The sequence below is a fragment of the Pseudomonas sp. Marseille-P9899 genome, from assembly GCF_903166565.1.
Taxonomy (GTDB): Bacteria; Pseudomonadota; Gammaproteobacteria; order Pseudomonadales; family Pseudomonadaceae; genus Aquipseudomonas; species Aquipseudomonas huaxiensis.
In genome coordinates, this window is record NZ_CAESCG010000012.1 from 1 (window position 1) to 14,137 (window position 14,137).

Genomic DNA, 14,137 nt, shown 5'->3' on the forward strand with positions numbered 1-14,137 from the left:
GAGAATCGACAGCCCGCCGAGAATCCCCAGGCGCGGGTTCATGGTCTTCAGCGCCAGGCTTTCGCCGTCCTGCACGTTCACCGTGACCTCGAAGCCACCGGGGTAATTGCATTCCTGCGCGAGGCGGCGTCACCGAAGCCCTGCGCATCGCCCGCCAATTGGGGCCTGAGCACGTCTACAGCCTGGCCGGGATCGGCCGGGTGCCGGATGACCTGGCCTGCCAGGTGCGCGTCGGCGGTTATGGCGGCGCGGACGGCCTGGCCGCCTACCTGCGCACCGAAGGCATCGACCTGCTGATCGACGCCACCCACCCCTACGCCGCGCAAATCAGCGCCAACGCCGCCCGCGCCGCGACCCTCGCCGGCATTCCCTGCTGGGCCCTGCGCCGTCCCGCCTGGCAGGCACAGGCCGGCGACGATTGGCGCGAGGTCGCCGATTGGGCCGAACTGATCGCGGCACTGCACACTTTCCGCCGCCCGCTGTTCACCCTCGGCCGCGAACCGCTGCAACATCTGGATGAAATCCCTGACCATCAGTTCTGGACCCTGCGCGCCCTCGACGCCTGCCCCGGCAACGACCGCTGCGAAGTGATCGGCGCCCGTGGGCCGTTTCTGCTGGACGACGAGCGGCAGCTGTTCGAACGTCGCCAGATCGATGTGCTGATCAGCAAGAACAGCGGCAGCAGCGCCACCGAACCGAAGTTGCAGGTGGCCCGCGAACGCGGCGTGCCGGTGCTGATTCTCGGCCGGCCGGCACTGCCCGAGGTCGACCGCCACTTCACCGACCCGGCCGCGCTGCTCGCCGCGCTGGCTGACGGACACCTCCTGTAATAGGCCAGTGCACCACTCGGGTATTGCCAACACACCGGCAAGCGATTCCAATGCCTCATCCTTTTCCCTACGCAAGGCTGCGACTATGGAACTGCAATGGTGGATCTGGCTCGTTCTGGGCTTTGGCCTGATCTTGCTGGAACTGGTACTGCCCACCTTCTTCATCATCTGGTTCGGCATCGGCGCCGTGGCGGTCGGAGTGATCGCCGGGCTGGTGCCGGGCCTGTCCCTGGCCAGCGAGCTGATGATCTGGGTGGTGCTCTCCTCCCTCACCGTCGCCCTCTGGTTCAAGGTGTTCAAACCCCGCAAGGCGGACAACCGCTGGACCGCCGACGAGGTGATCGGCGAAGTCGGCCTGCTGACCGCGCCAGTCTCCGAATTCCAGAAAGGCCGCGTCCGTTTCCAGAAGCCGATCCTCGGCAATGAAGAGTGGGTCTGCATCGCCAACAGCGACATCGCCTCGGGCGAGCGGGTCCGCATCCTCGCGATCGAGGGCAACATCGTCCGGGTCGGCAAGGCCTGAAAGCGTTTCAAGACACCATCAAAGGAAGAGAAATGTCATGACCAGTCTGATCATTACCGCAACCATCGCCCTGTTTGTCCTCATCACTGTATTCAAGGGCGTGCGCATCGTGCCCCAGGGCGAGGAATGGATCGTCGAGCGCCTGGGCCGCTACCACACCACCCTCAAGCCGGGCCTGAACATCCTTATCCCGTACATGGACGTAGTGGCTTACCGGCTGCCGACCAAGGACATCATCCTCGACGTGCAGCAACAGGAAATCATCACCAAGGACAACGCGGTGATCGTCGCCAACGCCCTGTGCTTCGCCAAGGTGGTGGACCCGCAGAAAGCCGCCTACGGCGTGGTGAACTACTCCTACGCGGTCACCAGCCTGACCATGACCTCGCTGCGTGCCATCGTCGGCGCCATGGAACTGGACGAAGCGCTGTCCAGCCGCGAACAGATCAAGGCGCGCCTGCGCGACGCGATGTCGGAGCAGACCGAAGACTGGGGCATCACCGTGCGTTCGGTGGAAATCCAGGACATCAAGCCTTCGCCGAGCATGCAAACGGCCATGGAGCGCCAGGCCGCGGCCGAGCGTGAGCGTAAAGCCGACGTGACCCGCGCCGAAGGTGCCAAGCAGGCGGCGATCCTCGAAGCCCAGGCGCGCCAGGAGTCGGCCAAGCTCGACGCCGCCGCCCAGGTCAACCTGGCCGAGGCGTCGGCCCAGGCCATCACCCTGGTCAAGAACGCCGTCGGCAATGACGTGACTCCGGCCATGTACCTGCTGGGCGAACGCTACATCAGCGCCATGGAAAGTCTCGCGGCCAGCAACAACGCCAAGCTGGTGGTGTTGCCGGCGGACCTGCAAGAAGCCGTCAGGGGCATGCTGGGTCGGGCGAAGGTCTGAATCAATGGGAGCTGGCTTGCCAGCTCCCGCACCTTCATGAAGCGGCTGCGACACTTCATCACACCCCCATTTTTTACATCCCCGGCGTCTTCTGGCTAAATAGCCATCATTCGAATCCCACCGGATCAACCCATGCCCGCACAACGGCTCGCCTACGCCTGGATCGCCTGCTTCGCAGTGCTGTTCAATCTGCTGGCGATGCCGTTGTCCGCAAACGCCGCCAAGGCGCCCGCCGAGCAGTTGCTGTGGGGCGCCTTCTGCTCCACCGGCGGCACCAAGCTGATCGCCGTCTCCCTCGGCCAACCCGACCAGCAAAACGACGACCACGCCGTGATGCAGCATTGCTGGTGCTGCTCCGGAGCCGCGCCCTTGCTCGCGTTGCCTGGCCAGGCGCCGCAACTGGTCCTGCCGACATACGCCTTCGCCACCCCGCTGGCCATCGCCCAGCCCACCCAGCCCACGCCCCGTGAACTGTGGCCCTCGCTCAATCCCCGTGCCTCTCCCACCGTTTGATTCACTACGCTGATACCTGCGAACAATTTGAATCGACCGGAGACATTTCATGCTCAAGAACGTCCTGATGCTGGCTGCCCTGCTGCTGCCCGCCAGCTTCGCCAGTGCCCACGAATACACCAAGGGTGACCTGCATATCGCCCACCCGTGGTCGCTGCAACTGCCACCGAACGCACCCAACGTGGCGGCCTATTTCATCATCGACAACAAGGGCAAGGAGGACGACCGCCTGCTCAGTGTCGACACCTCGATCAGCAAAGATTCCCAGCTTCACGAACACGTGATGACCGGCGACGTGATGCGCATGCAGCAAGTCCCCAACGTCGTCGTGCCGGCGGGCGGCAAGGTGGTGTTCAGCCCGAGCGCCTACCACGTGATGATCATGCAGCCTAACGACCGCAGCCTGCTCACCGACGGCAAGCGCTTCCCGCTGACCCTGCATTTCGAAAAGGCCGGCGATATCACCGTCGAAGTCGCGGTGCAAAAGCAGCCGCCTGAAGGCAGCGACGAGCACCAGCACCAGCACTGATCCCTGAGCGCCGCTCGCCATGAGCCTCGCCCGCACCGGACGCCACCGGCCCCCGCGCCCTGACCACAGGACACTGCGCGCGAGCTGGCTGAGCCTGTTCGCCATGCTGATGATCTTTATCGGACCGCTGGTTTCCCAGTCGATGCCGATGGATCACAGCACCTCCATGTCGATGAACATGGACATGGGCGCAGGCACGGACGACGTGACGGGCCATCACGGCGATGCGCACCCTGGCGGCGGCGATTCGTCGCTGCACGTCATGTGGGAGAAGTGCGGCTATTGCAGCCTGTTCTTCCACTGCCCGGCACTGCCGCAGCAACTGAGCCTGCTCAACAGCGAGGCCGTCCCGGCCAGCCACCGTCTTGTCGTTCTACCCCGCCAGGGCCATCCGCGCCCGGCGTTCTTCCCCGGCGCCCGCAGCCGTGCGCCACCTTCCCACAACGTCGTCTGAACATTCCGAAACAGCGCTCGTCACCGGCCAATCGCCGCGTGCGCGTGCACCTTCATGACTGATCGATGTTGGAAGACCTATGTCCAGCTCCACCCCTGTCTATCGTTTGTCCCTGCGCGGGACCATTGCGCTGCTGTGCGGCAGCCTCTTCGTTCCCGCTGCCCTGGCTGCGGAAACCGGCCACGAAGGCCATGACCACGGCCAGCCGGAACTCAGCCCCACAGTCATTACTGCGGTGGCACCGAGTTCGCCACTGACAGTGATCACCAACCCCAAGGACCCGCGCCAGCCCGTGCCGGCCAGCGACGGTGCCGACTACCTGAAGACCATCCCCGGTTTCTCGGCGATCCGCTCCGGCGGCACCAACGGCGACCCGGTACTGCGCGGCATGTTCGGCTCGCGGCTGAACATCCTCACCAACGGCGGCCTGATGCTCGGCGCCTGCCCGAACCGCATGGATGCACCGACCTCCTACATCTCCCCGGAAACCTACGACCGCCTGACCGTGATCAAGGGCCCGCAAAGCGTGCAGTGGGGGCCGGGCGCGTCCGCGGGGACCATCCTCTTCGACCGCGAGCCGGAGAAATTCGGCGAGCTGGGCACCCGGGTCAACGCCAGCCTGCTGGCCGGTTCCAACGGCCGCTTCGACAAAGTGCTGGATGCCGCCGCCGGTGGCAGCCAGGGCTACGTGCGCTTCGTCGGCAACCAGTCGCGCTCCGACGACTATGAAGACGGCCACGGCGACACCGTGCCGTCGAAATGGGACAAGTGGAACGGCGACGTCGCCGTTGGCTGGACCCCGGACAGCGACACCCTGCTGGAACTGACCGCCGGCCGCGGCGACGGCGAAGCCCGCTACGCCGGGCGCGGCATGGACGGTTCGCAGTTCAAGCGCGAAAGCCTCGGCCTGCGTTTCGAGAAGTCCAATATCGGCGAGGTCTTCGACAAGCTCGAAGCGCAGGTCTACTACAACTACGCCGACCACGTGATGGACAACTACAGCCTGCGCACCACCTCCGGCACCGGCATGATGGCCGGCCCCATGGCCAGCAACGTCGACCGCCGCACCATGGGCGCGCGCATCAAGGGCACCTGGCGCTGGGAGGACGTGACCCTGGTCAGCGGCATCGACGCACAGACCAACGAACACCGCCAGCGCACCGGCATGGGCGTCAACACCTATGGCAACCAGCCCTGGACCAAAGACGCCGACTTCCACAACTACGGCGTGTTCGGCGAGCTGACCTGGGAACTGGACAGCCAGGACCGCCTGGTCAGCGGCGCGCGGCTGGACCGTGCCTCGGCCAAGGATTTCCGCAAGACCCGCGGTTCGGGAATGATGGTCATGCCCAATCCGACCGCCGGCAACACCCGCGCCGATACCCTGCCCAGCGGCTTCCTGCGCTACGAGCACGACCTGGTCGACGCACCGGCCACTGCCTACGTCGGCATCGGCCATGTGCAGCGCTTCCCCGATTACTGGGAGCTGTTCTCGCCGACCTTCGGCCCGGCCGGCTCGGTCAATGCCTTCGATGCGATCAAGCCGGAGAAGACCACGCAACTGGACTTCGGCATCCAGTACAAGACCGAAGACCTGGAAGCATGGGCCTCGGGCTACGTCGGCCAGGTGCGCGACTTCATCCTCTACGACTACACCGCTGGCACCAGCGTCTCCCGCGCCGGCAACGTCGACGCGCGGATCATGGGCGGCGAACTGGGTGTCGCCTATCAACTGACCAGCAACTGGAAAGCCGATGCGACCCTGGCCTACGCCTGGGGCAAGAACAGCAGCGACGGCTCGGCCCTGCCGCAGATGCCACCGCTGGAAAGCCGCCTCGGCCTGACCTACAGCGAATCCGACTGGAGTGCCGGCGCCCTGTGGCGACTGGTCTCGGCGCAGAATCGCATCTCGGAAAACTACGGCAACATCGTCGGCAAGGACTTCGAGAAAACCGGCGGTTTCGGCGTGTTCTCGCTCAACGGCGCCTATCGTGTGAGCAAGAACCTCAAGCTCAGCGCCGGCGTCGACAACCTGTTCGACAAGGCCTACGCCGAGCACCTGAACCTGGCGGGCAACGCCGGCTTCGGTTACTCGGGCTTTGAACCGGTCAGCGAGCCGGGGCGTACGTTCTGGACCAAGGTCGACGTGAGTTTCTGATCCAACCCGGGCGCGGCCAGTCGCCGCGCCCACCACCTGGGAGTGCTCCATGAGCAAACCTTCGTTTTCGTTCTACAACCTGGCGTGGCGCTGGCATTTCTATGCCGGGTTGTTCGTGGCGCCGTTCATGATCCTGCTGGCGATCACCGGGATCATCTACCTGTTCAAGCCGCAGCTTGATCCGTTGATGTATCGCTCGCTGATGGTGGTCGAGGCCGGTCACCACCGGCATGGCGCCGACCATCTGCTGCACACCGTGAAGGCCGCTTATCCACAGGGCCAGATCAGCCAGTACCTGCCGGCGCCGGCCGCCGACCGCAGCGCGCAGTTCGTGGTCAAGGACGGCGGGCAGGAACTGAACGTGTTCGTCGACCCCTACACCGGCACGCTGCTCGGCGCGCAGGACGCCAAAAGCAACCTGCAGGCCGTGGCCCGCGCGCTGCACGGCGAACTGATGATCGGCACCACGGGCGACCGCCTGGTGGAACTGGCCGCGGGCTGGGGTATCGTCCTGGTGGTGTCCGGCCTGTATCTCTGGTGGCCGCGGGGCGGGCGAATGGCCGGCGTGTTGTGGCCGCGCCTGAGTGCCCGCGGGCGACTGCTCTGGCGTGACCTGCATGCGGTCAGCGGATTCTGGGGAGCGCTGGTCCTGCTGCTGATGCTGCTCAGCGGCATGACCTGGACCGGCTTCTGGGGCAAGCAATACGCCGACCTGTGGAACCGCTTTCCGGCAGCGATGTGGAACGACGTGCCGACCTCCGACCAGGAAGCCCGCACCCTCAACACCGCCGCCCGCCAGACCGTGCCTTGGGCAGTGGAAAACACCCCGATGCCGCAATCGTCCGGTGCCCATGCCGAGCACCAGGGGCACATGGCAATGGACAGCGCCCCCGCCGCGCCGCAGATCAGCCTGCAGCAAGTCGAGGAATTGGCCAATGAGCGCGGCGTCGAACCCGGCTACAGCATCACCCCGCCGACCACCGCCAGCGGCGTGTTCACCATTGCTGTGTTCGCCGACGACCCGCGCAACGACGCCACCCTGCATGTCGATCAATACACCGGCAAGGTGCTGGTGGACGTGCGCTGGAAAGACTACAGCCCGGTGGCCCGAGCCACGGAACTGGGGGTCATGCTGCATGAAGGCAAGATGTTCGGCTGGTTCAACCAGATGCTGATCCTGCTGATCTGCCTGATGGTATTGCTGGGCTCGGTCAGCGGCCTGGTGATGTGGTGGAAACGCCGCCCCGAAGGCGGCCTCGGCGTACCGCCACTGCGTCACGACCTGCCACGCTGGAAGACCGCCACCGTGGTCATGCTGGTGCTGGGCGTGGCGTTTCCGCTGGTGGGGGTGTCGATGCTGGTGGTGTGGGGTTTGGACAAGGTGTTCGGGAGGCGGTTGTTGGCGACGCGGGCGTGACGTCTCTCTACTGGGAGCAGCTGTTAGCTGCGATGACCTGCACGATATAAAGATACCCATGGCCACCTTTGTAAACCTGTTTTCCACCCTGTTAACCACCTTGGTTAACAACGCAAAAAACAGGTTTACACCACCTCCCGTCCCTCGAAAAAGTCGCCCTTGTTCATGGCTATCCCCCTAAAGTCGAGTCACTTTGCCGCGTCTACCCTGCGGCTTTGCGTGTTAGCCTAGCCGCCGCTTCACGCACAAGAAGACTGCAATTTATGGAATGCATGCAATGAATCAAGACCTCACAAAGGACTCGCAGGAACACCACCTGCAACGCAATCTGACCAATCGCCACATCCAGTTGATCGCCATCGGCGGTGCCCTCGGTACCGGGCTGTTCATGGGTTCTGGCAAGACCATCAGCCTCGCCGGCCCGTCGATCATTTTCGTCTACATGATCATCGGCTTCATGCTGTTCTTCGTCATGCGCGCGATGGGCGAACTGCTGCTGTCGAACCTCAACTACAAATCCTTCATCGACTTCTCTGCCGATCTGCTCGGCCCCTGGGCCGGCTATTTCACGGGCTGGACCTACTGGTTCTGCTGGATCATCACCGGCATCGCCGACGTGATCGCCATCGCCGCGTACTCGCAGTTCTGGTTCCCCGACCTGCCGCAATGGATACCGGCGCTGGCCTGTGTCGGCGTGCTGCTGTCGCTGAACCTGATCACCGTGAAACTCTTCGGCGAGATCGAGTTCTGGTTCGCGATGATCAAGATCGTCGCCATCCTCGGCCTGATCGGCACCGGTCTGTACATGGTGTTCAGCGGCTTCCAGTCGCCGACCGGGACCACCGCCAGCTTCGCCCACCTGTGGAATGACGAGGGCATGTTCCCCCACGGGCTGATGGGCTTCTTCGCCGGGTTCCAGATTGCCGTGTTCGCCTTCGTCGGCATCGAACTGGTGGGCACCACCGCCGCCGAAGCCAAGGACCCGGAGCGCACCCTGCCACGGGCGATCAACTCCATCCCGCTGCGGATCATCATGTTCTACGTCTTCGCCCTGATCGCCATCATGGCGGTGACTCCATGGCGTGACGTGGTGCCGGGCAAGAGCCCGTTCGTTGAGCTGTTCATCCTCGCCGGCCTGCCGGCCGCCGCCGCGGTGATCAACTTCGTGGTGCTGACGTCCGCTGCCTCGTCGGCCAACAGCGGCGTGTTTTCCACCAGCCGGATGCTGTTCGGCCTGGCTCAGGAAGGCGACGCACCCAAGGCGTTCGAAAAACTCTCCAACCGTGACGTGCCGGCCAACGGCCTGTACTTCTCCTGCACCTGCCTGCTGCTGGGCGCTGCGCTGATGTACGTGATCCCGGACCTGATCGAGGCGTTCACCCTGGTCACCACCGTCTCGGCGATCCTGTTCATGTTCGTCTGGTCGCTGATCCTGCTGTCGTACCTGAAGTACCGCACGCACCGCGCCGCGCTGCATGCGGCGTCGAAGTACAAGATGCCTGGCGGTCGCTTCATGTGCTGGGCGTGCCTGGTGTTCTTCGCCGCGATCCTGGTGCTGTTGAGCTTCGAGAGCGACACCCGCCAGGCGCTGATCGTCACGCCGTTGTGGTTCGTGTTGCTGAGCGTGACTTATCAGTTCGTGCGCAACAGGCGGCATCCGCGCACTGCGGTGCGAGGCAACTAACTAATAGCGTTATCGAAGGGGCCATCCGGCCCCTTTTTTTCGCCTCATTGCTGTGCATCGGATTGATGCGTGGCACCAGTCTGGCTCTTCGTTCCCGGGACCGCGTTGCGGTCCATCGCGAGCAAGCTCGCTCCTACAGGGCAACACGCAACCCGCGAGCTAGCGCCTCTCCTTGTAGGAGCGAGCTTGCTCGCGATGGACCGCAACGCAACCCCAAAACCCCTGCGCCGTCACTTGTACACAAGACGGCACACCACTTGCAAAAGCCCTTTCCGCGAGTCGCCAACACCCAAGAACTCAACGGAGAGAGAGCACCATGAAGCGTCGTAGTCTGATCAAGGCCTTTACCCTCAGTGCATCCATTGCCGCGATGGGCATGAGCTGGACCCTGCAGGCCGCCGAGACCATCAAGGTCGGCATCCTGCATTCGCTGTCGGGCACCATGGCGATCTCCGAAACCTCGCTCAAGGACATGGCCCTCATGACCATCGAGCAGATCAACGCCAAGGGCGGCGTCAACGGCAAGATGCTGGAAGCGGTGGTGGTGGACCCGGCGTCGAACTGGCCGCTGTTCGCCGAGAAGAGCCGGCAACTGCTGACCCAGGACAAGGTGGCCGTGGTGTTCGGCTGCTGGACCTCGGTGTCGCGCAAGTCGGTGCTGCCGGTGTTCGAAGAACTCAACGGGCTGCTGTTCTACCCGGTGCAGTACGAAGGTGAAGAGATGTCGCCGAACGTGTTCTACACCGGCGCGGCGCCGAACCAGCAGGCCATTCCGGCGGTGGAATACCTGATGAGCGAAGAAGGCGGCGCGGCCAAACGCTACTTCCTGCTCGGCACCGACTACGTCTACCCGCGCACCACCAACAAGATCCTGCGCGCGTTCCTGCATTCCAAAGGCGTGGCCGACAAGGACATCGAAGAGGTCTACACCCCGTTCGGCCACAGCGATTACCAGACCATCGTGGCGAACATCAAGAAGTTCTCCGCTGGCGGCAAGACGGCGGTTATCTCCACGGTCAACGGCGACTCCAACGTGCCCTTCTACAAAGAACTGGCCAACCAGGGCCTGAAAGCTACCGACGTACCGGTGGTGGCGTTCTCGGTGGGCGAGGAAGAACTGCGCGGTATCGACACCAAGCCGCTGGTTGGCCATCTGGCCGCGTGGAACTACTTCGAGTCGGTGGAGAACCCGGTCAACACGCAGTTCGTGGCCGACTGGAAAGCCTACGCCAAGGCCAAGAACCTGCCGGGCGCGGACAAGGCGGTGACCAACGACCCGATGGAAGCCACCTACGTCGGCATTCACATGTGGGCACAGGCGGCCGAGAAGGCCAAGTCCACCGATGTCGACAAGGTCCGCGCGGCCCTGGCCGACCAGAGCTTCAAGGCGCCGTCCGGCTTCACCCTGACCATGGACAAGACCAACCACCACCTGCACAAGCCGGTGATGATCGGCGAAATCCAGGACGACGGTCAGTTCAACGTGGTCTGGCAGACCGAAGCGCCGCTGCGTGCCCAGCCGTGGAGCCCGTTCATTCCGGGTAACGACAAGCGGCCGGATTATGCGGTGAAGGGCAACTGATACACCCCCCAAATCGCGAGCAAGCTCGCTCCTACACTCGCCACGCCTTATCCGTAGGAGCGAGCTTGCTCGCGATGGGCCGCAAAAACCTCGAATCCTCCAAAGGGACCCCCGCGCCATGCCCAAGGCCCTCTACCGTCTCATGCTTTGCCTGTGCCTGTTGCTGCCCTTCGCCGCTCACGCCAACGAAGCCGAATACTTCGCCACCGCCAAGCCCAATGACCAGGCACGCCTGCTCCAGGACTGGGCGGCGCAACCCGAGGCGGCTCGGCTGCCGCTGCTGACCTCGCTGCAACAAGGCCGCATCAGCGCCGACGACGACCGCAAACTGCGCCTGAACAACCGCCTGCGCGGGCTGGTGGACAACGCCCTCGCCGCGCATCAGTTGCTCAGTAACGATGCCGCCGTGCGCCTGCAAGCTGCGCAACAACTGCAGAAAAGCGCGCAACCGGCCCAGGTCGCATTCCTCGACCGCCAGTTCGCCCAGGAAAAAGACAGCTCGGTCCACGCCGCCCTCGGCCTGGCCCTGGCCAATCTGCAACTGGCCGCCAGCGAACCCTCCGTGCGTCTCGCCGCAGTACGCCTGCTCGGTGAAACCGGCGACCCGATGGCCCGCACCCGCCTCGAAGCCCTGCTCGATCCGGCCGTGGAAAGCGATGCCAGCGTGCGCACCGCCGCCGAAACCAGCCTGGCCCAGGTCAAACGCAAGCTGCTGATCGGCGAGCTGCTCGGCCAGGCCTTCAGCGGCCTGTCGCTGGGCTCGATTCTGCTGCTGGCGGCACTCGGTCTGGCGATCACCTTCGGCCTGCTCGGGGTGATCAACATGGCCCATGGCGAGATGCTGATGCTCGGCGCCTACACCACCTATGTGGTGCAGGTGATGGTCCAGCGTTATGCCCCCGGCGCCATCGAGTTCTACCCGCTGCTGGCGCTGCCGGTTGCGTTCTTTGTCAGCGCCGGGGTCGGCATGCTGCTGGAGCGCACGGTCATTCGCCATCTCTATGGCCGCCCGCTGGAAACCCTGCTGGCGACCTGGGGCATCAGCCTGATCCTGATCCAGGCCATCCGCCTGATCTTCGGCGCGCAGAACGTCGAAGTGGCCAACCCGGCCTGGCTGTCCGGCGGTATGCAGGTGCTGCCGAATCTGGTGCTGCCGTACAGCCGCATCGTCATCATCGGCTTCGCCCTGTTCGTGGTGCTGTTGACCTGGCTGTTGCTCAACCGTACCCGCCTGGGCCTGAACGTCCGCGCCGTTACCCAGAACCGCAACATGGCCGCCTGCTGCGGCGTGCCCACCGGCCGCGTCGACATGCTCGCCTTCGGCCTCGGCTCGGGCATCGCCGGCCTCGGCGGCGTGGCCCTGAGCCAGATCGGCAACGTCGGGCCTGACCTTGGCCAGAGCTACATCATCGACTCGTTCCTGGTGGTGGTGCTCGGCGGTGTCGGGCAACTGGCCGGCAGCCTCTGGGCCGCGTTTGGCCTGGGCATCGCCAACAAATTGCTGGAGCCGCAAATCGGTGCGGTGCTCGGCAAGATCCTCATCCTTGCGCTGATCATTCTGTTTATCCAGAAACGCCCGCAAGGCCTGTTCGCCCTCAAGGGACGGGTAATCGACTGATGAACCAGCCACTGCTTGTCACTGCCGCGCAAAAAGCCGGGCCACGGTTGTCTCTGGCCATTGGCGCCATCGTGCTGCTGATCCTGCTGGCCCTGCCGCTGCTGTCGCTGCTGCCGGAAGGCCATGCGCTGCAGGTTTCGGCCTACACCCTGACGCTGGTGGGCAAGATCCTCTGCTACGCCATCGTCGCCCTGGCGCTGGATCTGGTCTGGGGTTACGCCGGGCTGCTGTCGCTCGGCCACGGGCTGTTCTTCGCCCTCGGCGGCTACGCCATGGGCATGTACCTGATGCGCGAAGCTGCGGGCGATGGCCTGCCGGCGTTCATGAGTTTCCTGTCCTGGACCGAATTGCCTTGGTACTGGGCCGGCACCCAGCACTTCGCCTGGGCCATGTGCCTGGTGGTGCTGGCGCCGGGGTTGCTGGCGCTGGTGTTCGGCTACTTCGCCTTCCGCTCGCGGATCAAGGGCGTGTACTTCTCGATCATGACCCAGGCCCTGACCTTCGCCGGCATGCTGCTGTTCTTTCGCAACGAAACCGGGTTCGGCGGCAACAACGGCTTCACCAACTTCCGCACCCTGCTCGGCTTCGACGTCACGGCCCAAGGCACCCGCGCGGTGCTGTTCCTGCTTACCGTGGCCCTGCTGGTGGGCAGCCTGTACCTTGGCTGGCGGCTGGCGCGGAGCAAGTTCGGCCGGGTACTCACCGCGCTGCGTGACGCCGAGAACCGCCTGATGTTCTGCGGCTACGACCCGCGCGGCTTCAAGCTCTTCGTCTGGGTGCTGAGCGCCGTGCTCTGTGGCCTGGCGGGCGCGCTGTATGTGCCGCAGGTGGGCATCATCAACCCCAGCGAAATGTCGCCGACCAATTCCATCGAAGCCGCCGTGTGGGTCGCGCTGGGTGGCCGCGGCACGCTGATCGGGCCGCTGCTCGGCGCGGGCCTGGTCAACGGCATGAAGAGCTGGTTCACCGTGGCGTTCCCGGAGTTCTGGCTGTTCTTCCTCGGTGCGCTGTTCATCCTTGTCACCCTGTACCTGCCCAAGGGCGTGGTCGGCCTGTTGAAGAAAAGGGGCGAACAATGAGGTTTCCGTCGATCCACCCTGAATTCATGCTCGAACCCATCCTCGACCCGGGCAGCGGCCGCGACGCCATCGGCCTCGGCCAGACGCGCACCCCGGGCCTGGACGTGCGCCACGGCACGGTGCTGACCCTGGAAGACATCAACGTCAGCTTCGACGGCTTCAAGGCGCTGACCGCGCTGAACCTGTACATCGGCGTCGGCGAACTGCGCTGCATCATCGGCCCCAACGGCGCCGGCAAGACCACCATGATGGACGTCATCACCGGCAAGACCCGCCCCACCAGCGGCAAGGCCTGGTTTGGCGAAACCCTCGACCTGACCCGCATGAGCGAGGTGGAAATCGCCCAGTCCGGGATTGGCCGCAAGTTCCAGAAGCCGACGGTGTTCGAAGCGCTGACCGTGTACGAAAACCTGGAACTGGCGCAGAAGACCGACAAATCGGTATGGGCCTGCCTCGGCGCGCGCTTGAGCGGCGAGCAACAGGACCGCATCGACGAAGTACTGACCACCATCCGCCTGGAAAGCTCGCGCCAGCGGCCTGCGGGCTTGTTGTCCCACGGCCAGAAGCAGTTCCTCGAAATCGGCATGTTGCTGATGCAGGACCCGCAACTGCTGTTGCTCGACGAACCGGTGGCGGGCATGACCGACGCCGAAACCGAATTCACCGCCGAACTGTTCAAACGCCTCGCCGGCAAGCATTCGCTGATGGTGGTGGAGCACGACATGGGCTTCGTCGGCAGCATTGCCGACCACGTCACCGTGCTGCACCAGGGCAGCGTGCTGGCGGAGGGTTCGCTGGAGCAGGTTCAGGCGGATGACCGGGTGATTGAGGTTTATCTGGGTCGTTAGCTCAACGCGA

Annotated in this window: 13 protein-coding genes and 1 pseudogene; 13 read left to right on the forward strand and 1 reads right to left on the reverse strand. The window is 64.4% G+C overall.

The window, feature by feature from the left end:
• Nucleotides 1–129, reverse strand: a pseudogene (locus HWV67_RS31010) (cobalt-precorrin-5B (C(1))-methyltransferase); the annotation flags it as partial.
• A 29-nt stretch (nt 130–158) separates the two neighbouring features.
• Between HWV67_RS31010 and HWV67_RS31015 the strand changes: the two are divergent.
• From HWV67_RS31015 to urtD, 13 genes are all read left to right on the forward strand, one after another.
• Complete coding sequence (locus HWV67_RS31015) at nt 159–830, forward strand: cobalt-precorrin-6A reductase (RefSeq protein WP_256680257.1); 672 nt, start codon at nt 159–161, stop codon at nt 828–830.
• A gap of 85 nt (nt 831–915) precedes the next feature.
• Nucleotides 916–1,353 carry an NfeD family protein gene (locus tag HWV67_RS31020; protein WP_095156018.1) on the forward strand — a complete coding sequence of 146 codons (438 nt, stop codon included), beginning with the start codon at nt 916–918 and terminating at the stop codon, nt 1,351–1,353.
• 37 nt (nt 1,354–1,390) lie between these two features.
• The gene (locus HWV67_RS31025) at nt 1,391–2,245 is read left to right on the forward strand and encodes an SPFH domain-containing protein (protein ID WP_175653992.1); all 855 of its coding nucleotides are present in this window, start codon (nt 1,391–1,393) and stop codon (nt 2,243–2,245) included.
• 132 nt (nt 2,246–2,377) lie between these two features.
• A complete protein-coding gene (locus HWV67_RS31030) occupies nt 2,378–2,758 on the forward strand; it encodes a DUF2946 domain-containing protein (protein WP_175653993.1) in 381 nt (126 codons plus the stop codon).
• A gap of 49 nt (nt 2,759–2,807) precedes the next feature.
• Nucleotides 2,808–3,287 (forward strand): copper chaperone PCu(A)C, encoded by a 480-nt coding sequence (locus HWV67_RS31035; RefSeq protein ID WP_175653994.1) that lies wholly within the window; start codon nt 2,808–2,810, stop codon nt 3,285–3,287.
• A gap of 19 nt (nt 3,288–3,306) precedes the next feature.
• Nucleotides 3,307–3,741 carry a DUF2946 domain-containing protein gene (locus tag HWV67_RS31040; RefSeq protein WP_175653995.1) on the forward strand — a complete coding sequence of 145 codons (435 nt, stop codon included), beginning with the start codon at nt 3,307–3,309 and terminating at the stop codon, nt 3,739–3,741.
• Nucleotides 3,742–3,820: 79 nt separating this feature from the next.
• Nucleotides 3,821–5,899, forward strand: coding sequence for a TonB-dependent copper receptor (locus HWV67_RS31045; RefSeq protein ID WP_175653996.1), 2,079 nt, complete (start codon nt 3,821–3,823; stop codon nt 5,897–5,899).
• 49 nt (nt 5,900–5,948) lie between these two features.
• Nucleotides 5,949–7,316, forward strand: coding sequence for a PepSY-associated TM helix domain-containing protein (locus HWV67_RS31050; RefSeq protein ID WP_175653997.1), 1,368 nt, complete (start codon nt 5,949–5,951; stop codon nt 7,314–7,316).
• A gap of 277 nt (nt 7,317–7,593) precedes the next feature.
• Nucleotides 7,594–9,000: a D-serine/D-alanine/glycine transporter gene (cycA, locus tag HWV67_RS31055; RefSeq protein ID WP_175653998.1), complete on the forward strand. Its 1,407-nt coding sequence runs from the start codon at nt 7,594–7,596 to the stop codon at nt 8,998–9,000.
• 316 nt (nt 9,001–9,316) lie between these two features.
• Entirely contained in the window at nt 9,317–10,582 is a 1,266-nt protein-coding gene (gene urtA / locus HWV67_RS31060) for an urea ABC transporter substrate-binding protein (protein ID WP_110971391.1), read from the forward strand.
• A gap of 118 nt (nt 10,583–10,700) precedes the next feature.
• The gene (gene urtB, locus HWV67_RS31065; protein WP_175653999.1) at nt 10,701–12,200 is read left to right on the forward strand and encodes an urea ABC transporter permease subunit UrtB; all 1,500 of its coding nucleotides are present in this window, start codon (nt 10,701–10,703) and stop codon (nt 12,198–12,200) included.
• Nucleotides 12,200–13,279: an urea ABC transporter permease subunit UrtC gene (urtC, locus tag HWV67_RS31070; RefSeq protein WP_175654000.1), complete on the forward strand. Its 1,080-nt coding sequence runs from the start codon at nt 12,200–12,202 to the stop codon at nt 13,277–13,279. Before urtB ends, urtC begins: the two co-directional genes overlap by 1 nt.
• Entirely contained in the window at nt 13,276–14,127 is an 852-nt protein-coding gene (gene urtD / locus HWV67_RS31075; RefSeq protein WP_175654001.1) for an urea ABC transporter ATP-binding protein UrtD, read from the forward strand. Before urtC ends, urtD begins: the two co-directional genes overlap by 4 nt.
• Nucleotides 14,128–14,137: the final 10 nt, after the last annotated feature.